This is a genomic window from Pseudomonas sp. NPDC079367, from assembly GCF_044542195.1.
Taxonomy (GTDB): domain Bacteria; phylum Pseudomonadota; class Gammaproteobacteria; order Pseudomonadales; family Pseudomonadaceae; genus Aquipseudomonas.
The window spans coordinates 814,346-832,815 of sequence record NZ_JBITTW010000001.1 but is presented as its reverse complement, the minus strand read 5'-3'; the positions used below and the strand labels follow the sequence as shown (position 1 = coordinate 832,815).

General features: G+C 56.8%; 16 protein-coding genes and 2 pseudogenes. 6 read left to right on the top strand and 12 right to left on the bottom strand.

Annotated features, from left to right (window positions below):
- The 7 genes from tnpC to ACIGDJ_RS03615 all read right to left on the bottom strand — a co-directional run bounded on the left by tnpC (nucleotide 1) and on the right by ACIGDJ_RS03615 (nucleotide 7,671).
- Nucleotides 1–1,557 (bottom strand): IS66 family transposase, encoded by a 1,557-nt coding sequence (tnpC, locus tag ACIGDJ_RS03645; RefSeq protein ID WP_222019382.1) that lies wholly within the window; start codon nucleotides 1,555–1,557, stop codon nucleotides 1–3.
- 83 nt (nucleotides 1,558–1,640) lie between these two features.
- Nucleotides 1,641–1,976 (bottom strand): IS66 family insertion sequence element accessory protein TnpB, encoded by a 336-nt coding sequence (tnpB, locus tag ACIGDJ_RS03640; RefSeq protein WP_260688094.1) that lies wholly within the window; start codon nucleotides 1,974–1,976, stop codon nucleotides 1,641–1,643.
- Nucleotides 1,973–2,302 carry an IS66-like element accessory protein TnpA gene (gene tnpA / locus ACIGDJ_RS03635; protein ID WP_260688095.1) on the bottom strand — a complete coding sequence of 110 codons (330 nt, stop codon included), beginning with the start codon at nucleotides 2,300–2,302 and terminating at the stop codon, nucleotides 1,973–1,975. The genes tnpB and tnpA overlap by 4 nt, the downstream gene beginning before the upstream one ends.
- A 311-nt stretch (nucleotides 2,303–2,613) precedes the next feature.
- On the bottom strand, nucleotides 2,614–3,069 hold the full coding sequence (locus tag ACIGDJ_RS03630) for a hypothetical protein (protein ID WP_222018992.1): 456 nt from the start codon (nucleotides 3,067–3,069) through the stop codon (nucleotides 2,614–2,616).
- Entirely contained in the window at nucleotides 3,066–4,997 is a 1,932-nt protein-coding gene (locus ACIGDJ_RS03625) for a hypothetical protein (RefSeq protein ID WP_222018993.1), read from the bottom strand. The genes ACIGDJ_RS03630 and ACIGDJ_RS03625 overlap by 4 nt, the downstream gene beginning before the upstream one ends.
- Nucleotides 4,997–6,496 carry a site-specific integrase gene (locus ACIGDJ_RS03620; RefSeq protein WP_222018994.1) on the bottom strand — a complete coding sequence of 500 codons (1,500 nt, stop codon included), beginning with the start codon at nucleotides 6,494–6,496 and terminating at the stop codon, nucleotides 4,997–4,999. The genes ACIGDJ_RS03625 and ACIGDJ_RS03620 overlap by 1 nt, the downstream gene beginning before the upstream one ends.
- Nucleotides 6,493–7,671, bottom strand: a complete 1,179-nt coding sequence (locus ACIGDJ_RS03615) for a site-specific integrase (protein WP_222018995.1) — start codon at nucleotides 7,669–7,671, stop codon at nucleotides 6,493–6,495. Before ACIGDJ_RS03615 ends, ACIGDJ_RS03620 begins: the two co-directional genes overlap by 4 nt.
- Before the next feature lie 84 nt (nucleotides 7,672–7,755).
- Here ACIGDJ_RS03615 and ligD point away from each other — a divergent pair.
- Nucleotides 7,756–9,633: pseudogene (gene ligD / locus ACIGDJ_RS03610) on the top strand (DNA ligase D); the annotation flags it as partial.
- Here ligD and ACIGDJ_RS03605 read toward each other — a convergent pair.
- Together ACIGDJ_RS03605 and ACIGDJ_RS03600 are read right to left on the bottom strand one after the other, a co-directional pair.
- Nucleotides 9,634–10,035, bottom strand: a complete 402-nt coding sequence (locus ACIGDJ_RS03605) for a hypothetical protein (RefSeq protein ID WP_178081248.1) — start codon at nucleotides 10,033–10,035, stop codon at nucleotides 9,634–9,636.
- Between the two features lie 80 nt (nucleotides 10,036–10,115).
- Entirely contained in the window at nucleotides 10,116–10,430 is a 315-nt protein-coding gene (locus ACIGDJ_RS03600; RefSeq protein ID WP_101162645.1) for a DUF2388 domain-containing protein, read from the bottom strand.
- Nucleotides 10,431–10,589: 159 nt separating this feature from the next.
- Here ACIGDJ_RS03600 and ACIGDJ_RS03595 point away from each other — a divergent pair, with 159 nt between their 5' ends.
- Entirely contained in the window at nucleotides 10,590–11,243 is a 654-nt protein-coding gene (locus ACIGDJ_RS03595; protein WP_101162644.1) for a DUF2238 domain-containing protein, read from the top strand.
- A gap of 4 nt (nucleotides 11,244–11,247) precedes the next feature.
- Here ACIGDJ_RS03595 and sodC read toward each other — a convergent pair whose 3' ends face one another.
- On the bottom strand, nucleotides 11,248–11,769 hold the full coding sequence (gene sodC / locus ACIGDJ_RS03590) for a superoxide dismutase [Cu-Zn] SodC (protein WP_397478339.1): 522 nt from the start codon (nucleotides 11,767–11,769) through the stop codon (nucleotides 11,248–11,250).
- 178 nt (nucleotides 11,770–11,947) lie between these two features.
- Between sodC and ACIGDJ_RS03585 the strand changes: the two are divergent.
- Both ACIGDJ_RS03585 and ACIGDJ_RS03580 read left to right on the top strand, forming a co-directional pair.
- Nucleotides 11,948–12,766 (top strand): annotated as a pseudogene (locus tag ACIGDJ_RS03585) (MCP four helix bundle domain-containing protein); the annotation flags it as partial.
- Nucleotides 12,761–13,624 (top strand): methyl-accepting chemotaxis protein, encoded by an 864-nt coding sequence (locus ACIGDJ_RS03580; protein WP_371918404.1) that lies wholly within the window; start codon nucleotides 12,761–12,763, stop codon nucleotides 13,622–13,624. The pseudogene ACIGDJ_RS03585 and the gene ACIGDJ_RS03580, both read left to right, overlap by 6 nt.
- 153 nt (nucleotides 13,625–13,777) lie before the next feature.
- On the opposite strand, the gene ACIGDJ_RS03575 is transcribed toward ACIGDJ_RS03580, so the two are convergent.
- The gene (locus ACIGDJ_RS03575) at nucleotides 13,778–14,209 is read right to left on the bottom strand and encodes a nuclear transport factor 2 family protein (protein WP_397478338.1); all 432 of its coding nucleotides are present in this window, start codon (nucleotides 14,207–14,209) and stop codon (nucleotides 13,778–13,780) included.
- Nucleotides 14,210–14,734: 525 nt separating this feature from the next.
- Between ACIGDJ_RS03575 and mqo the strand changes: the two genes are divergently transcribed.
- Nucleotides 14,735–16,381, top strand: coding sequence for a malate dehydrogenase (quinone) (gene mqo, locus ACIGDJ_RS03570; protein WP_101162641.1), 1,647 nt, complete (start codon nucleotides 14,735–14,737; stop codon nucleotides 16,379–16,381).
- 182 nt (nucleotides 16,382–16,563) lie between these two features.
- Here mqo and ACIGDJ_RS03565 read toward each other — a convergent pair whose 3' ends face one another.
- Nucleotides 16,564–16,992: a nuclear transport factor 2 family protein gene (locus ACIGDJ_RS03565; RefSeq protein WP_313003018.1), complete on the bottom strand. Its 429-nt coding sequence runs from the start codon at nucleotides 16,990–16,992 to the stop codon at nucleotides 16,564–16,566.
- A gap of 441 nt (nucleotides 16,993–17,433) precedes the next feature.
- On the opposite strand from ACIGDJ_RS03565, the gene ACIGDJ_RS03560 reads away from it, so the two are divergent.
- Entirely contained in the window at nucleotides 17,434–18,243 is an 810-nt protein-coding gene (locus ACIGDJ_RS03560) for an OBAP family protein (RefSeq protein ID WP_397478337.1), read from the top strand.
- Nucleotides 18,244–18,470 lie beyond the last annotated feature (227 nt).

Genomic DNA, 18,470 nt, shown 5'->3' with positions numbered 1-18,470 from the left:
CTAAAAATTAGACGCTTGGAAAATAGTCGCTTCGATAGGATTCCACTTATGCGGCAGAAGCTCGGCGATCTCACTCGCCCGCTGCGTCGGCAGGCGTGTAAGAACATCCTTCAGGTATGCATACGGATCATGCCCGTTGAGCCGCGCCGACTGGATCAAACTCATGATCGCCGCCGCACGTTTACCGCTACGTAACGAGCCAGCGAACAGCCAGTTCGAGCGCCCAAGAGCCCACGGCCGGATTTGATTCTCGCACCAGTTGTTATCGATGGGCACAGCACCGTCATTGAGATAGCGCGTCAGCGCTATCCAGCGCTTGAGGCTGTAATCCAACGCCTTGGCGATGGCCGATCCCTCAGGCACAAGCTGCCTCTGGGCGATCATCCAGGTATGAAGTGCGTCGATGATCGGCGCTGCTTTTTCCTGCCGTATTCGCTGCCGGACACCCGGTTCCAGCTCGCGTACCTCTCGTTCAACTTCATACAAGGCCGCGATGTAGTGCAGCGCTTTTTCGGCGATCTGGCTCTTGTTGGTCGCGTGCAAGTCGAAGAACTTTCGGCGTGCATGGGCCATGCAGCCGATTTCTGTAACGCCCAGTTCAAAGCCTGCCTTGTAGCCAGCGAAGTCATCGCAGACCAGCTTCCCGTTCCAGTGGCCGAGGAAATTTCGAGCATGTTCGCCAGCACGGCTCGGGCTGAAGTCGTAAACGACCGCCGCAAGATCGGAGAACTGACTGGTGGCATAGGCCCAGACGTAAGCGCGATGAGTTTTCTTCGCGCCAGGCGTCAGCATTTGTACCGGCGTTTCGTCAGCGTGGACGACGCCGTGCGTCAGCACGGCTTCGCGTAGCGCATCAACCAGCGGTTGAAGTTGCACGCCGCAGTTGCCCACCCACTGCGCCAAGGTCGAACGAGCGATGGGCAGCCCGGCGCGGCCAAAGATTTTCTCTTGGCGATACAGCGGCAGATGGTCGGCGAACTTGGCCACCATGATGTGAGCCAGCAGGCCCGCTGTCGGGATGCCTTTGTCGATGACGTGCGCCGGTACCGGCGCCTGGATCAACGTTTCGCACTGTTCGCAGGCCCACTTTCCACGGATGTGGCGCTCGACGGTGAACACGCCGGGCGTGTAGTCGAGCTTTTCGCTGGCATCTTCGCCGATGCGCTTGAGGGCGCAACCGCACTGGCAGTGGCTGTTGTCCGGTTCGTGATGGATCAGCGTGCGAGGAAACTGCGGTGGCAGAGGTGCGCGCTTGGGTTGCTGGCGTACTTTGGCTTCGACAGGTGCCGGTTGCAGCGCCTCAAGTTCGGCTTCGATAGCGGCGATATCCGTATCGATCAAGTCGTCGAGCAGGCTGGCTTGATCCAGGCTCAACTGCTCGCTGCGCTTGGCAAACTTGAAGCGTTTGAGCAGTGCGATCTCGTGGGCCAGTTTCTCGTTAACCGACTTGTGATGAGTGATTTGCTTGTCCATCGTCTCGACGCGCTGGATCAACTGCGCCGCCAAGGCGCGCAGTTCTTCAGGGTTTAATTGATCGAGATTCGGATGCGAAGTCATGCCGCCGATTTTGCCAGAGAGGGCTAGTGGCGGCGATAGACGGATGGGCCAATTGCGCTGGCAAGCGCGCCATGGCAGACGAATTAGAGCATCGTGATGGCTCCTCCGGAACCGACGCGTTGCCAAGGTAAACCGAGCACCAAGGCTTGAAGTTGCTCTGCATCCAACTCGACTTCAGAGCCGTGCCGCACGCCTGGCCAAAAGAAGCGCCCTTGATTCAAGCGCCGGGCTGCAAGCCAAATCCCCACGCCGTCATGCACCAACACTTTCATACGATTGGCGCGGCGGTTGGCGAACAGATAAGCACAGTGCGGCTTCGCCGCACCGAACACCGCGACAACTCGCGCCAGCGCGGTTTCAGTGCCGGCGCGCATGTCCATGGGCTCGATGGCGAGCCAGATGGTGTCGATGCGAATCATCGCAGCAGGTCTCGCAGAAAAGCGGAACATGCCGCTGCACTTTCTGCCGGCCAACTCACCACGACTACGCCTTTTGAATGAGGCACTTCGATTCGAATCGTGGCCGGAATTTGAGGGGCCGCTGTCGAAGACAATGCCTTGACCGGAATAAAGGCAGTTTGCAGTGCCAGGTTTTTCTGCGCATGCACCCGAATCCATTTATGGACAAGGTTTGCATTGAGGTTGTGGGTCAAGGCGACATTGGCAATCGAGGTGTCAGCCTGCGCACACTCGGCAATGACCTGGGCTTTAAAGGATTTGGAATAGGAACGGCGTTCTTGTGGCATGGGCGTCCGCTTAAAAAGGCTAAAAATGGTGTCCACTTAAATTTAGGTGGACACCATCGCCTTAAGCGATGGCATCAGGAAGGTGTATTGCCCGGACGGTTACTCTGTTGATTCAATCTACACGTTCGAAACGCATGACAGTGCTTGATACAAACAACTGATTAAGTCGTATGCAAACGGGGACAAACTAGTATCTGGCGAGCGAAGACAGCTTTCACAGGTGGGACTGCAAGCACTTCGGGTTTGCGCTGATCCCGAGTGCTTGCGGTCTTGCGGATTAGAATGTCTAGTTGTCGAAGCTACCCCACAGTTTACTCAGCTTGCGGAAACACCAGAACCACAGCCCCTTGAGGCACAGCGCCGAGTTTATGTACAGCATCACCGACCTCTTTGTACTCTTTCCAAAATCGCTCGAGTGCCCCCATTCCGCCGACCAATTGAACGGCACGAATCAGTCCCGCGTGCGCAGCTACAAGTCGTTTAATTTGGAGTTCCAAAGCTGCCACCTCCACCGTTCGCTTCGCCACAACGCCAGCCTGTACGACAGTTGGCGTCAAGCTGGCAGCGATAATGCGGGCCTCAAGCTGTTTCTGACGCGCCTCAGTGATGAGGCTCATTCGAGCACTGTTTCGCGTAAATGCCGAAGCGTTCTTCAGCTCAGAGTGACGTCGAGCAACCTCTCGAACGGTAATATCGACGTTTTCGGAAAGCAGCTGCTCCAGAATTGCCTTTAATTCTACATTGGTGGGATCTTGCAATCTTCTCATGCAAAAACGTCCTTTTCGTTGGGGGCTGCGTAATCAACCCCGTCCGCGAATACATTTTGGTGTGGTTGGGTATCTAGAGCAGCTTGAACTCCCTCAATGAGTCGCACCGCATGCGTAATTTGATTGATTCGGCCCATGGTTCGCGATGGTTTCGCTTCCGCTGCATGCTGCATCACCACAAGACGCTCCCTAAGGTCCATTAAGGTTTCCCGATGCTCAGGTAAACCACTCGCGGCAAAATGTTTGCATCGGTCAAAACACCTCAGGTGCCTCGTGCAAGGATTAATAGAGAAGCTATTGGTACAGAACCCATAGGGCGTGACATGAAAGCCATCAGAGTTTGCTGCAAGATATGCAAACGCAGCTGCATCGCCATGTTCTGCTTGGATACGTTTGAATGATTGTCCCAAATGACTTGTAGCCGCGACGCCACTTACCACCATTTTAGCCACAAGCTCCTGAGTGCTTCCTGGCGGAACATGTGAGCGGGAGGCCGGAGGAAGCTGAACGAACTTCAGTTTTTCAGCAAGACTGCGGTGGTCATACTCGTAGCTCTGCGCAACGGAAACACGGCCGAACTGGTGTGTGATTGCAGTATCAGGAACGTTTAGACGGAAGAGTTCAGTATTCATAAGATGACGTAGAGAGTGCGGCTGTATCGATAAATTCTTCGCCTCTGGAGTACTACCGTGTTTCTTGAAAAATGAGAGCGAACCGCTCCCTAATGTCCTGCCCAGAGCTGTATAAATACGAGCTGGGTGTGGTGTGCTAATTGCCGCATCAGACGTGAGCGGCTCGCTCAATGGGAACCTCAGAACAGCTCCCGTGGTTAGAAATAGCCTTTGCCAGGTCCCTACGACACATCCTGAAGAAGTTTTGAATGTTCGAAGATCTGAATCTGGATAGTTATTGCGCGCAGATGACTGCCTTTCCAGGATTTCCCGAAGGGGTGCCGTTGCGTGCAATATTTCGGTGACGGTGGTTTCGACAAAGCCTTCAAATCGTGATGGTACATGATAATACCTCTCGATCAAGATATCAGGAGCTCCATCTCTCTGCTTCTCTGCGTAGTAGCGCAGCCGTAGAGAGCGACCTACGCCACCAATGTCAGCCACATTTTTTCCAGTCACTACGTCTATGTGATTGTCCCAAACCAGACAATCATCCGGGAGAGTAAGAACCTCAGTAATGCGCAGACCAGTCAGGATAAGCAGCCTAAATATAGAGAAGAATACGCCATCATTGAATGTCGCCGGCACCTCTTGAAATACGATTCGTGTCAACTCGAACAAAGCATCTTTGTCCGGCAATTTGTCTCCGTTGGCTCGTGTGCTGAGTTCGGGTAGAAGTCCAATTTCCGGTTTTGACTCAAATGACGGTTTGACTGGGCAATGCTCAGACAACAAATTTTCGTCAATAACATTCGCGACAGCGACAAAGTCTCGTTTTGCTTTAGCACTCCAAGACTTCAGCGAAAGCAGGTTTTCGAAATGTTCACGGGCGACTTTATAAGGCGGCACTGCGGTGCAAGAAAATAACCGCCTGGCAGCTTTCGCAATGACTTGGGCATTATCTGTGGTCCGTCCACTAAGACAGCGACTTGCGATAATCGCCTTTATGAAGTCTTGAGCCGAGTCGGACACCACCGAGCCCGATGGCAAGCGCGACAATGGCCATTGTGCATCAATTGCCAGCTCACGCACTTCGTTATCGATTCCAAATCCCACTGTTCCAGCAGCATGCCTGTCGTGACTACCGTTCAAAATCCGTAGGTTCCAGTCATGACCTACAATCGGCTTACCTTTATCATCCATGGGAATATCCCATTGCAGTCCTTTTGCCTCGACTGCCTGGCGCAGACTATCGACAAATTGCTGAAACTGCTGGGGACGAGGGCCCTCAGGAGCTGAAAACTGAGATACGGTCATTACTGATTCTCCAGATGTAACTCTTCGATGGCGTCCAACGCTTGCTGAGCGCCCGAGAGAGCGCGGGTGAGTTGGAGATAAGCCGGATTCTCTGGCTGGACGCCGCGAGCTAAGTACACTCGAACTTGCTGACGCATTCCTTCCACGGCATCTTTATGGGCATCAGAGTCCAACGAAGGCATGAACTTCCGACAGCCATAGCACGATGTCACTGGGTTGTAGCTGCACTGGCTTTGGCCAGCCCTACATAGTCCAATACCGCCCACTAAACTCTCGCCAACAATCCCACCGATTTGCTGGTCTTCAGCTGCATGAAGCATCTCTTCAAGAGTCACAAAAGTTCTTGAAGCGATGCCGTGAATTTTTGTATAAAGCTTGGAAGCGCCAAGCGCGGAATTGATGAGTTTCGCTTGTTGCATACTGGCACGAATGTAAATAGCAGCGGTGTTTTTGCGCACATGCCCCAAGAATTGCTGGATACTCCCGCGTGTATGTCCGGCATCTGCCAATACCTGAGCAGCTGTATGTCGAAACTGCTGTGCTGTACAACTCAGATTTACCTTCGATAGCTTGCATACAGCTTTCGCCCGAAACCATAGGGCCGAAGAATTTGAAGCATCGAAGAGACGCGATCTACCTGAATTCACAGCGGATGTATGGAGACGTTCAACTATAGGAACCCATTCAGGCTTAACCTGGCGAATTATCTCGAATTCTTTACCCCCTTTCTGTTTCGCAGCATGGAAAGATACGATGCAGGCAGTCTCGTCCGAAGCATCTTTAAAGAATCTGACGTGTTGCACATTGAGGCATAGGACTTGAACCGGCCGTACGCCGTGCTGATAAATAAGGGCCAGCGCGGCCGCCCCTTCGAGCTGAATGAGGGAAAGGTCTCCATTAGACGCAGCCGCATCCAGTACTTTGACGATGCCTGCCTGAAGACTTGCGCTGACGAGGGATTGCCTGCTCTCAATAAGGCCGGTTCTCTTAGCAACACCCGAGTTGGCTCGCGTATCCAGGCTACTTACTAAAGGCATCGTCCGGCCGCTCCAGTGGCCTACATTAGCTGTGCACGCTAGCTTAAGCACCTTTTTGCTCAGTGCAGCAAGAGTCGATTCGGTGACATACTCATCCCATGTTGTTCTTAGAACTTCTGGGCGTGTATTAAGAAGAGCAACAACAATGTCCCACTTCTGCACGAGCATCCGCCCAGTCCGATGGAGAGTACCTGGGCTTGCCCGACCACTACTCAGCAAGGCGAGTCTTCTCTGAAGCGAACCGATGTTGCCGCTAGCGAAAACGATCGACTCTGCGTGGCCTTTGTAACTAAATGTCCATGTATCTTCCTCCGCGCGAATGATGTAGCAAGTGTCAGAGTACTTGTCATAGATTGAAAGCGTTGCCGGTGCAACTGGCCATGTCCAATCAAGGATTGAACTATATCCGTCTCCACCAGCACGAGCCTTAATAATCTTCGTCTGGTCATGTGTTTCATTCATGATTTGAGTTCCCGCAGCACGCTTACTCTGGTATCAAAGAGTCGTCCCCATGTACGTAGCAAGTCTTCTTGAATCGCTGCACGTGCGTAGTGTTCGGGCATAGACGATTGCTCAGACCATCCGAAGAACGCACGTAACCGTTGGAACGTGAGATCTCTATTTGGCTCATGAGCCATGAACATGGAATATCGGGCCGTGGCACAGGTGTGCCTGAGGTCGTGGGGAGATATTCGTGCCTTTCCACCAGAGCGTTCGGTAAACCGAGAAAGCGTCTCCGGAGAAATGGCACTTGAGAGTTGGTTGAAAACTTTGGTTATTGCCTCCGCAGAAAGAGGATCACCGGTGATCGCTGTAAGAAGAAATCCATGCTCACTCCCGTCGTGTCGGTGTTCCGTTACGTACTGTTCAAAGAGGCAGGCAAGGTCCGCCGATATTGGTATCTGCCGATGTGACTGTTCCGTCTTCATGCTTGGCGAGCTAGAGCGCGGGTCATGTTCTATGGTCGTTGTCACGTCAAGCCAATAGACAACCTCGTATGTTTCGATATCAACGTCGGACTTGAGAGAACCACACTCAAGCAGCATCAGTTCGCCTCGACGTAATCCCGTGAGAAGCAAAAGGTTGAGGATCAGCCAGTTCCTTGCTCGAACGCTTTCGCTATGAAATGGGTTGCGATCAGATATGGGATTCGCAACCTCCAGCAAGTCAACCAGCGTATTGACAGGAATCGCGCGAATGAATCGAAAACGACCTCGTCGAGGTTTTCGTATCTTCCCCATGGCCCATAGCGTCGAGGACAATGAATGCCATGCCTGGCTCGATGGCGCCCGCTGTCGTGCGAGGCGCTGAACAAAATCGCGCACTGCGTCCCAGCGCTGCACCGCCGTTGTTGTGTAGTCCGGGGTCGACGTGAGCTCCAAATAGAACGCTTCGACAAACTCCAGGGTCCTTACAGCATCGCGATGACTGACTGCGGAATCGAACGAATCGAGCCCGAACCGGTCATCACAGAAAGAGTAGAAGGCGTCGATGTGTCGAAGTTTTGTCTTGCGAGTATTCTCGGCGAGGGCATGGCCCTGAATAGTCAATGACCAAGCTGTCGCCCAGAACCGAGGAAGCATGCGATGAGGGTCTACGATGACGAAGTCAGGCAAAGCGTCTGTGTGAATAATCATGAAATGCAACGCTCGGTAGGTACAGTTTATGTGTTACGGCCTCCATCCAAGAAACTTGAATCGCAACGGTCGTACAGGTGCCTATTAAAGTTCGACGGCTACAGGATCATGGCGCGGATCGATCACGATGAGGTTCAGCTGTTTACCCGCAACGGCCACGACTGGACGCACAAACTGCCGCTGCAGGCCAAGGCGCTGGCGGCGCTGGGCCTTGAGTCTGCGTGGCTGGACGGCGAGATGGTGGTGGCCAACGAGCAGGGCGTTCCGGATTTTCAGGCGCTGCAAAATGCTTTCGACGCCGGGCGCAGCGGCAACATCGTTTATTACCTGTTCGACGTTCCATATCTGAACGGCGTCGACTTGCGCGACGTGCCGGTGGAAGAGCGACGCGCGGCGCTGAGCACCATCCTTGGCGCACAGAAAGACTCTTCATCGCTGCGCTTCTCCGAAGCCTTCGAAGAAACACCGGACGCGCTGCTCAACAGTGCTTGCCAGATGCAGATGGAAGGGCTGATCGGCAAGCGCCTTGGCTCGCCCTATGTGTCGCGGCGCAGCGGCGACTGGATCAAGCTCAAGTGCAAACATCGCCAGGAATTCGTCATCGTCGGCTATACCGATCCGAAAGGCGCGCGCAGTGCCTTCGGCGCTTTGCTGCTTGGCCTGCACGACCGTGACAGCGGCGAGTTGCGCTACGCCGGCAAGGTTGGCACCGGGTTCAACGAAACCACGTTGAAAAGCATCCTTGCCCAGCTCAAACCGTTACAGACCAAAAGCGCGGCGGTGGTCAATCCGCCCAGTGGTTTCGAGGCCAAAGGCGTGCACTGGCTCAAGCCCAGACTGCTGGCGGAAGTGGCATTCGCCGAGATGACCAAGGACGGCTCGGTGCGCCACGCCGTCTTCCATGGTCTGCGCGATGACAAACCGGCCAGGGACATTACAGAGGAGCGAGCGAAGCCTGTGAAAGCTGCCAAGTCGGAAAAAACCGAGAAGACCGAAAAAACCAAAACCGCTGGCAAGCAACCGGCGAAGAAAACCGCTGCCAGCAAAGCCGAAACCGCACCGTCGCAATCAGGACTGGCCGGCGGCAAGGTGCGCATCACTCACCCGGATCGGGTGATCGACGCAGTCAGCGGCACAACCAAAATGCAACTGGCGCAGTATTACGCCAGCGTCGCCGAATACATTCTGCCGCAACTCAAGGATCGCCCCGTGGCGCTGGTGCGTGCACCGGACGGCATTGCCGGCGAACTGTTCTTCCAGAAGAACGCCGATCGCCTGGCCATCCCCGGGATCACTGCACTGGACAAGGACGTGACCGGCCAGCCAGTGATGATGATCAACAATCCCGAAGCGCTGGTCGGCGCAGTGCAGATGAGCACCGTCGAGCTGCACACCTGGAACGCCACGAAGGTGGATCTGGACAAGCCTGATCGCTTTGTCCTCGACCTTGACCCGGATCCGGCGTTGCCGTGGAAAAGCATGGTGGAAGCCACTGCACTGACTCTCACCGTGCTCGATGAACTGGGCCTCAAAGCCTTTTTGAAAACCAGCGGCGGCAAGGGTATTCACCTGGTGGTGCCGTTGACGCGCAAGCACGGCTGGGACGAGGTGAAGGACTTCAGCCACGCCATCGTCAGCCATATGGCCAAGTTGCTGCCGGATCGTATTTCCGCGGTGTCCGGCCCGAAAAACCGCGTTGGCCGCATCTTCATCGATTACCTGCGCAATGGCCTCGGCGCCACCACCATCTGCGCCTACGCCGCACGCGCTCGTGAAGGCATGCCGGTCTCCGTGCCGCTGTACCGCGAAGAGGTCGCTGAAATCAAGGGCGGTAATCACTGGAACATTTACAACGTTCATGAACGTTTGACTGAAGTCGGCGACGAGCCTTGGGCAGACATGAAGAAAACCCGTCAGACGATCACTGCCGAGATGCGCAAACGGGTCGGCATGAAAAAGTGATCAGGTGTCGCGCAGCAAGTCGTGGGCGTTGAGCAGTTCGAAGGCGATTTGCGGATGGTTTTCCAGTCCTTTGCGGATCGCCGCCGGGATCGCCGCTCGTGTCTTGCGACACAAGCCCGGCAGTTCGTCGATCTGAATGGCAATGCCGCGCATGGTGCGCACTTCATTGAAGCCCGGGGCAACGTTGACGCGAATGCCCAGCTGTTCATACATGCGTTGCTGCAGGCGTTTGAGGTCGTCGAGGTCTTTGAGCTGTTCCAGGCGCGCCAAGAGGATTTTCTCCTCGGCGCGGGTCAGACGCAGGATGCGCAGATCGGCGCCGGGCGTTTCCAGCAACGGATTGCGCCCGCAGATGCAGGCGCCGGGTGGGCAGGGTGAGCGCAAGGGCACGTTCGTCGTCATGGCCTCCATCATAGAGGCCGTCGGACACATTTGCCTATGCGCACTCAGCGGCCGTCCATCGGCCGCTGCTTCCCGCGTGACTACTGATGCACGCCTTCGTATTGCACCAGAATGGCGTTGGCCAGGTCTTCATCGCTGGCATCAAGGCCTGGGTTGGCCTGACGCACCTGTTGCAGTACCGACTCAAGATAAACCCCACGAATGGCGCCGCCGCTGGCGACAAACGCCGACACGTCGTCACGGGCCGGAATGACCATTTTGTCATCCTTGAAGGTCGAGTACAGCGACGCGGAGACACCCGCCGAAGTGGCGACATCACCCGCATCGACGCGGGCCAGCGCCGAACCAACCGGCAGGCAAAGCATAAGAGACGAAATCAGGACTAACTTGCGCATGACGTGTTCCTCCACAAGCGCGAAGCAAAAAGAGAAGGGACTACATAACCTCAGAGGTAAACGGCGCACCGGAGTTCCGTGGCGGCGACAACGCAGCGGTAAGGAACCGGGTAAAACGGCCCAGGTCTACCGCATGCCTGTATTGCCGAGAAGCGAACCATGCTCGTCAGAGTCAGCCCCACTGTTGCCCGCCCCGCAGATCCGCGAATCGAAGCCGCATTGCTCGGCGGATTTGTCCTGTTGGCCTTTGCCCTCGGCATCGCCCCGCGCAGCCGCGTCGACTGGTTGTTGGAGAATGTTCTGGCACTGGCGCTGGTGTTGGCGCTGCTGTTGGCGCATCGGCGTTTTCGTTTGTCGACACTGTCGCTGGGGATGATTTTCGCCTTCCTGTGCGTTCATGAAGTCGGCGCCCATTACACGTATTCCCGCGTGCCATACGACCAGTGGAGCACGCTGCTGACCGGCGTCAGCGTCAACCAAGTCTTCGGTCTGGAACGTAATCACTATGACCGGCTGGTGCACCTGAGCTATGGGTTGCTGCTGGTCTGGCCGATGCGTGAAGTGCTGCTGCGCCTGACGCCATTGCGTGGCGCGTGGCTGGCGCTGATGACGTTGAATGTGGTGCTGGCGACGTCGGCGGTGTACGAGTTGATCGAGTGGATTGGCGGCGCTTATCTGGGTGACGACACCGGCCAGGCTTTCGTCGGTGCGCAGAATGATCCATGGGATTCGCAGAAGGACATGGCCCTGGCGCTGTTCGGCGCCGGGCTGTCCTTGCTGGTGTTGACGCGCTGGCGTCGCACGCCGCGCTGATGGGTCAGATCACCCCGCAGGCCATGCGATCACCGCCACCGCCCAGTGGCTTGGGCATATCGGAATGGTTATCGCCGCCGGCGTGAATCATCAGAGCGTGGCCCTTGATCTCGGAAAGCTTCTTCAGGCGCGGCGCCAGCACCGGGTAGTTAGCGACACCTTCAGCCGTCACGTACACCGCCGGCAGATCGCCCAGATGCCCATCGGCGTAAGGGCCAAGGTGCTTGCCGGTTTTCGCCGGATCGAAGTGTCCGCCAGCGGCCAGTGCCGCGCCTTTGACGCCATCCTTCATGCCGGCTTCGCAACTGCCGTTTTCATGAACATGGAAACCATGAATGCCGGCCGGCAATGACTTCAGGTTCGGGGTGAACAGCAGACCGTACGGCGTCTCGCTGATAGTCACCGAGCCGATCGCCCGCGGAGCGCCGTCGGCGCTGACCAGATTGATCGCGACTTTCTCGGTTGCTGCCTGTGCGGTGCCAATCGCCAGGGTGCCGAGCAGACCAAACCACAGTGCACGTTTCATAAGCGTTTCCTTGAGCTGCATGAATGTTCGAAACGCTGGATTGATAGCCTGCCAGGGTTTACCGGCGATGAGGGCGTTATCCAGGCGCTGCAACGTGTGACCGGGCGGGCAGTCGAAAAGTTTTGCCCGATTCAAGTCGCCGCTGACATCAGCCGATACGCTCTTTGTCGGCAGTGCCATGCAAATAGGCTTAACTGAATTCCGACAAGCGCAATTCAGCGTGCCCACGGGAGATTCCACGGTGTCGATCAAACTGCGTTTGGTGCTGCTGATTGCGACCAGCCTGCTGACGGCGCTGATCGTGAGTCTGGTCAGTTACGTCGGCAACCTGCGAATGGCCACGGCGGTCGGCGACAACACGGTGAGCATGAGCGCGCTGCGCAATCACATGGAGGCCGACATGATGCACGACGCCCTGCGCGCCGATGTCTATTCGGCGATGCTGTTCGGCCTGGGCAAAAGCACCGCCACCGCCACAGAAGTGCGCGATTCGCTCACCGAGCACGCCGGGCATTTTCGTGAAGTGCTGGATGACAACCTGAAGCTGCCGATCAACCCGGCATTGCGCACGGCGCTGGAGCAGATCAAGCCGAGCCTCGATACCTACATCAAATCCGCCGAGCAGATCGTCGGCGTGGCGCTGGACAATCCCGACGCTGCCCAGCAGCAGCTCGGCACGTTCAACAGCGCGTTCAGCCAGCTCGAAGAACAGATGGCAGCGCTCAGCGAGTTGATTGAAAGCAACACCCGACAAACCAGCGAAGGCACCGAAGCCGCCATTCGCAATGCCAATCTCGCCCTTGGCGTGGTGCTGATCGCCATCCTGTTGTTGCTGCTGGTTCAGGGCCGCTGGGTGATGCGCAGTATCCTCGGGCCGCTGAAGTCTGCCAGCCGCATCGCTGAAAGCATTGCTCATGGCAACCTCAGCGAGCCGATTGTCGAGCCCGTCGGCAAGGACGAAGCCAGTGTTTTGATTCGGACATTGGCGACCATGCAGCGCGACTTGCGCAATATGATCGACGTGGTCCGGCGCAACGCCCACGGCGTCAGCGGCATGAGCGAGCAACTGAGCCACGGCTGCCATCAGGTCGCCGACAGTAGCCAGCAGCAGAGCGTCGCCGCCGGGACCATGGCCGCCGCCGCCAGTCAGATGACCGCCAGCATCGAAGAAATCACCCGCCACGCCGAGCGCGCCCTGAGCATGGCCAATCAAGCTGAAACCCTGGCCAAGGAGGGTGGCGGGGTGATTCATCAAGTGGTCAGCGACATGGACGACATCGCCCGCTCGGCGCAGCAGTCAGCGCAGGTGATCCGCACGCTGGACCAGGAATCCGAGGCGATCTTCAACATCATTCAAGTGATCAAGAGCATCGCCGACCAGACCAACCTGCTGGCACTGAACGCCGCGATCGAAGCGGCGCGGGCAGGTGAGCAGGGCCGGGGTTTTGCAGTGGTCGCCGATGAGGTGCGCAGTCTGGCGGCACGCACCAGCGCCTCGACTCAGGAAATTGCTGCGATGGTCGCGCGGATTCAGAGCAGCACGCGCGAAGCAGTAACCAGCATGGAGGCGGGCGTGGCGCAGGTCGACAAGGGCATGGCGGTGACGGCGGAAGTCGAGCGGGCGATTCGCGAAATCCTCGACGCCACGCTGAACACCACGCAACTGGTCAATGACATCACCCGCACGATTGGCGAACAGAGTATGGCCAGTAACGAAATCGCCCATCAGGTGGAGATGATTGCCGGGATGAGCGAGGGCAATAGCCGCGTGATCGGGCAGACGGCGACGACCACGGATGAGTTGTCGGATCTGGCGGGACAGTTGGCGCGGTCGGTGGATCGGTTTCGGTTGTGAGATTCATGTGAGGGTTTTGTGATGCCTGATCTGGCGCTTTCGCGAGCAGGCTCGCTCCCACAAGGTTCGGCAATCTCGGGTCCTTGGTGGGCGCGGGCTTGCTCGCGCAGAGGCCGGCTCGGGCAAATGTGGGTCAGGCCAATGTGCCCTTGATCAAAACCTGAACGCCTGCCGCCCGACCAAAAGCCATTTCCCGCCCTGTTTCTGCCAGATCTGAAAATTCTCGATCTCGGTCGGAATCACCTCGGTTCCCTTTAATGCCTGCGCAGAAAAGTGGTGACGCACCAGCGCGGTATCGCCGGACATTGTGATCGTCTGCTTCTGCATTTCCAGGGTTTTGAACGCGCTGCGGCCGGTTTCGATATCGGCGATGAATTCCTGCTTGTCCTGGATCTTGCCGCTGGAGTGGCCGTAGGTCAGGTTCGGTGCGGTGAGAGCGTTCAGTTCGGCGATGTCTTTGTGCAGCATTGCCTGGGTCAGGTGATCGACCGCTTGGGCCACTTCTTTTTCCGCTGGGGCAGGGGCAGCCATGGCGCAAGCGGTGAAGGCGCAAAACAAGCCGATAAGGAGGCGAGATTTGATCATGTTGTTTCCTTGTTGTTATTGGATTGGAATAACTGGCGCGTTGTTCGTCAGTCATCGTACAACTTAGCAGGTTATTTTCGACGTGAGCAACGAGCCGTTGGCAAATTCGCTGAGATGCGATGCGCATCGCGCAAGAATTTTCTTGGCCAATGCTTTAGCGGGGTCATGTTTGGAGCTTGATGGCCGATAAGTCCCTGAGCGGAAAAAGACTTTCAAGTCGGGAACAGACGCGCGGGTTCGTCCTGACGTGATATTCTCCGCGCCAATTTGCTTTGACCTAATTCGGTTGGCCTGCTTTTCAGCGGGCCGATGGGATCCCTGTCGCTCAAGCAGCTGAAGCCAATAACGATAAAAAGTCAGTTCAGAAGGGACATTAACTGAGGTCGATGCTACAGGTCGGCCTTGTGTGCCCACCCGTCAATATTGAAGTGTGCCGATTGCGCGACGCCAGCCTGAGCGTCAACACAGCGCAACGCAGACTGATAACAACGACGGGCGGAAGGCGTTTTATCATAGGTGCAACAGATGTTTAAGAAAGTGAACACAGCCTTGCTCGGTCTGGCTTTGGCGATGGGGATGTCGTCTGCCAATGCTGCCGAAGCCAAGAAAGTTGACGTCCTGCTGATCGGCGGCGGCATCATGAGCACCACACTGGGTGTGTGGATCAATGAGCTGGAACCGACCTGGTCGATGGAAATGGTCGAGCGTCTCGATGGCGTCGCCCAAGAAAGCTCCAACGGCTGGAACAACGCCGGTACCGGTCACTCGGCGCTCGCCGAGCTGAACTACACCCCGGAAGACGACAAGGGCAACGTAACGATCCCGAAAGCCGTCGAGATCAACGAAGCGTTCCAGGTTTCCCGTCAATTCTGGGCCTGGCAGGTTCAGCAAGGCGTGCTGAAGAACCCTCGCTCGTTCATCAACACCACACCGCACATGAGCTTCGTGTGGGGCGATGACAACATCAAGTTCCTGAAAAAGCGCTACGAAGCCCTGCAGGCGAGCCCGCTGTTCGCTGGCATGCAGTACTCCGAAGACCCGGCGGTGATCAAGAAGTGGGTACCGCTGATGATGGAAGGGCGTGACCCGAACCAGAAAATCGCGGCCACCTGGAGCCCGCTGGGTACCGACATGAACTTCGGCGAAATCACCCGCCAGTTCGCCGCTCACCTGCAAACCAAACCCAACTTCGATCTGAAACTGTCGAGCGAAGTCGAGGACATCACCAAGAACGCCGACGGCACCTGGCGTGTGAGCTACAAAAACCTCAAAGACGGCAGCAAAACCGAGACCGACGCCAAGTTCGTGTTCATCGGCGCTGGCGGCGGTGCCCTGCACCTGCTGCAGAAGTCGGGCATTCCTGAAGCCAAGGAATACGGTGGCTTCCCGGTGGGTGGTTCGTTCCTCGTCACCGAAAACCCGACGATTGCCGAACAACACCTGGCCAAGGCTTACGGTAAAGCCTCGGTGGGTTCGCCACCGATGTCCGTTCCGCACCTGGACACCCGCGTTCTGGATGGCAAGCGCGTCATTCTGTTTGGCCCGTTCGCAACCTTCAGCACCAAATTCCTCAAGGAAGGTTCGTACTTCGACCTGCTGACCAGCACCACCACCCACAACATCTGGCCAATGACCAAGGTCGGCATCAAGGAATACCCGCTGGTCGAGTACCTGGCCGGTCAACTGATGCTGTCGGATGAAGACCGCATGAACGCGCTGAAGGAATACTTCCCGAACGCCAAGGCTGAAGACTGGCGCCTGTGGCAAGCCGGCCAGCGCGTACAGATCATCAAGCGTGATGAAGCCGCTGGCGGCGTGCTGAAACTGGGCACCGAGATCGTGGCTTCGCAAGACGGTTCGATCGCCGGTCTGCTGGGCGCATCGCCAGGCGCGTCGACTGCTGCACCGATCATGCTGAGCGTGCTGCAGAAAGTCTTCAAAGATAAAGTCGCGACACCTGAGTGGCAGGCCAAGCTGCACCAGATCGTGCCGAGCTACGGCACCCAGCTCAACAGCGATCCGGCCAAGGTCGCTGCCGAGTGGGCTTACACCGCGAAGATCCTCGAACTGCCGACGCCTCCGGTGATCGGCCAGGTCGTTGCTCCAGCGGCACCTGCGGCTGAAAAAGCTGTAGCGCCGAAAGAAAATGCTGCACGTGACATGGCTCTGTAACCAGAACCCTGACACACCAAACCCACTGAACCGGCGACGGTCAGTGGGTTTTTTATGCCTGGTTGGTAGGAGCTGACGAGTGCAACGAGGCTGAGATCTTTTGACTTTGACGTTTTGAAGATCAAGATCAAGAGATCGCAGCCTCGTTGCACTCGTCAGCTCCTACGCACCGGTAACGGGATTCAGGCTTTTGTGGATGCCAGATAAGCTCCCAAACGACTTCCCATTTCCTCGCCCAATGCCTGCAATCCGCTCAACGGCCGCACCATCACTTCGAACTCGACGATCTTGCCGCTGGCGTCGAAGCGGATCATGTCGATGCCTTTCAGCTCCCTGGTGCCGACCCTGGCGCTGAATTCGAGAATCACATTCAAGCCATCCGCCGTCGCCAACTCGCGGTGATAAGCAAAATCTTCAAACACCTCGAACACGGTGTTGAGGATCATCGCCACTACCGGCGCGCCGGGGTAGGGCGTGTGAGCCATGGGCGAGCGGAATACAGCATGCGCATCGAGCAGTTCGGGAAGCGCTTTGAGGTTGCCGCTGCGGATCATTTCGTGCCAGCGCTTCAGGGACGCGGCGACGTTGGGCTGCAAGGTGAGGTCGGGCATGGTCACTCCGGTTGTTATTGTTGTCAGTGGGCAATGACTTTAGATCAACCGGGCCGAAAGTGGATCCTCACGCCTCAGGCTGAATACCGGTATATGCCCGAAGCGGATCAGATGCGCATCTGATCCGTATATTTCTGTTTCATCTGCCTCTGTATTCAGTACAGCCTCAGCCTCACAATGCCCCGGCAGTGCGGACATTCATCCTCCGACCTCATTCCGAAGCGTCCGGTGCACCGCACACTCAGCATCAAGGAGCGCAACATGTACAAGATGGCGATTTTCCTCGGCGGCTTTCTGACCTTGACCATCCTGATTGGCGTACTGGCGACGATCTCTCCCGTCTGATTCGCACGCAGCTTTTTCGAACTCTGCCGTTCTCCTGCTTTCAGTTGCAGAACAGGGCCAGCACGTGCCCGCCACTGAATGTTTGAGGAGCGAAACATGCGTACTACAACCTCGCAGGGACGTTGGGTTCCCATCGGTTTCATGGTCGCTGTGCTGACCGGTTGCGCGATGAGCAACACCGATTCGCCGGTGCAGACTCCCGGTCACGCCAAGGCTTCCGACACAGAGATGCTCGAAGTCGGTGCGCAATGGTTGCAGGACAAACCGCCGATCCGCGCATTGAACCTGTACCTGGATGGTTTCCATTTTTACAACGGCCATCCCGGCGCGCAGATGGAAGCACACCACTACTGCTCGGCGCTCAACGAGGAAGTTTTCCAGTGTGTGATCTACGACGGCAACAGCGCTGAAGCGAAGTTGATGGGCGTGGAGTACATCATCAGCCAGCGTCTGTTCACTCAATTGCCTGCGAAGGAAAAAGCCTTGTGGCACAGCCACGCCCACGAAGTGACGTCCGGCCAGTTGATCGCGCCCGGCATTCCGCAAGTGGCAGAAACGCGATTGATGGAGAAGCTCGCCGACACCTACGGCAAGACCTGGCACACCTGGCACACCGATCAGGACAAGCAACTGCCGCTGGGCGTGCCGCAGCTGATGATGGGCTTCACTGCTGACGGCCAAGCGGATGCGCAAATGGTCCGCCAGCGCGATCAGCGTCTTGGCATCGATAGCGCCGAAAAGAAAAAAGCCCGCGCCGACATCAAACCCGCGCCTGTCGCACCAGGGGCTGATGCGTGGCAGAAGGGCAATGCCGTGCAGCTCAACGACCCGACCGGGCATCAGCACGTCATGCCGCGCCCGGCCACGCCGGGGGATGAAAATGCCCGGAGCAGCAGTCAGCCATAGTCATATGCGCTAACCGATGTGGGAGCGAGTCTGTTTGCGAAGGCAGTGTGTCAGATACAGATTTTTGACCTGACCCGCCGCTTTCGTGAGCAAGCCCACTCCCACAGGTTTTTCGGCTGCACCCGGATCCCCGCCAACCCACAAATCTCCTGTGGGAGCTGGCTTGCTCGCGAAGGCAGTGTGTCAGATACAGATGTTTGACCTGACCCGCCGCTTTCGTGAGCAAG

Excerpts from the sequence above, each read along its gene's own strand:
- sodC (WP_397478339.1), bottom strand. The coding sequence starts at position 11,769 with ATGAAACGTGCACTGTGGTTTGGTCTGCTCGGCACCCTGGCGATTGGC.
- ACIGDJ_RS03565 (WP_313003018.1), bottom strand. The coding sequence starts at position 16,992 with ATGCCCGACCTCACCTTGCAGCCCAACGTCGCCGCGTCCCTGAAGCGC.
- tnpC (WP_222019382.1), bottom strand. The coding sequence starts at position 1,557 with ATGACTTCGCATCCGAATCTCGATCAATTAAACCCTGAAGAACTGCGC.
- ACIGDJ_RS03630 (WP_222018992.1), bottom strand. The coding sequence starts at position 3,069 with ATGAGAAGATTGCAAGATCCCACCAATGTAGAATTAAAGGCAATTCTG.
- tnpB (WP_260688094.1), bottom strand. The coding sequence starts at position 1,976 with ATGATTCGCATCGACACCATCTGGCTCGCCATCGAGCCCATGGACATG.
- ACIGDJ_RS03575 (WP_397478338.1), bottom strand. The coding sequence starts at position 14,209 with ATGATCAAATCTCGCCTCCTTATCGGCTTGTTTTGCGCCTTCACCGCT.
- mqo (WP_101162641.1), top strand. The coding sequence starts at position 14,735 with ATGTTTAAGAAAGTGAACACAGCCTTGCTCGGTCTGGCTTTGGCGATG.
- ACIGDJ_RS03625 (WP_222018993.1), bottom strand. The coding sequence starts at position 4,997 with ATGACCGTATCTCAGTTTTCAGCTCCTGAGGGCCCTCGTCCCCAGCAG.
- ACIGDJ_RS03615 (WP_222018995.1), bottom strand. The coding sequence starts at position 7,671 with ATGATTATTCACACAGACGCTTTGCCTGACTTCGTCATCGTAGACCCT.
- ACIGDJ_RS03620 (WP_222018994.1), bottom strand. The coding sequence starts at position 6,496 with ATGAATGAAACACATGACCAGACGAAGATTATTAAGGCTCGTGCTGGT.
- ACIGDJ_RS03595 (WP_101162644.1), top strand. The coding sequence starts at position 10,590 with ATGCTCGTCAGAGTCAGCCCCACTGTTGCCCGCCCCGCAGATCCGCGA.
- ACIGDJ_RS03600 (WP_101162645.1), bottom strand. The coding sequence starts at position 10,430 with ATGCGCAAGTTAGTCCTGATTTCGTCTCTTATGCTTTGCCTGCCGGTT.
- ACIGDJ_RS03560 (WP_397478337.1), top strand. The coding sequence starts at position 17,434 with ATGCGTACTACAACCTCGCAGGGACGTTGGGTTCCCATCGGTTTCATG.
- tnpA (WP_260688095.1), bottom strand. The coding sequence starts at position 2,302 with ATGCCACAAGAACGCCGTTCCTATTCCAAATCCTTTAAAGCCCAGGTC.
- ACIGDJ_RS03605 (WP_178081248.1), bottom strand. The coding sequence starts at position 10,035 with ATGACGACGAACGTGCCCTTGCGCTCACCCTGCCCACCCGGCGCCTGC.
- ACIGDJ_RS03580 (WP_371918404.1), top strand. The coding sequence starts at position 12,761 with ATGCAGCGCGACTTGCGCAATATGATCGACGTGGTCCGGCGCAACGCC.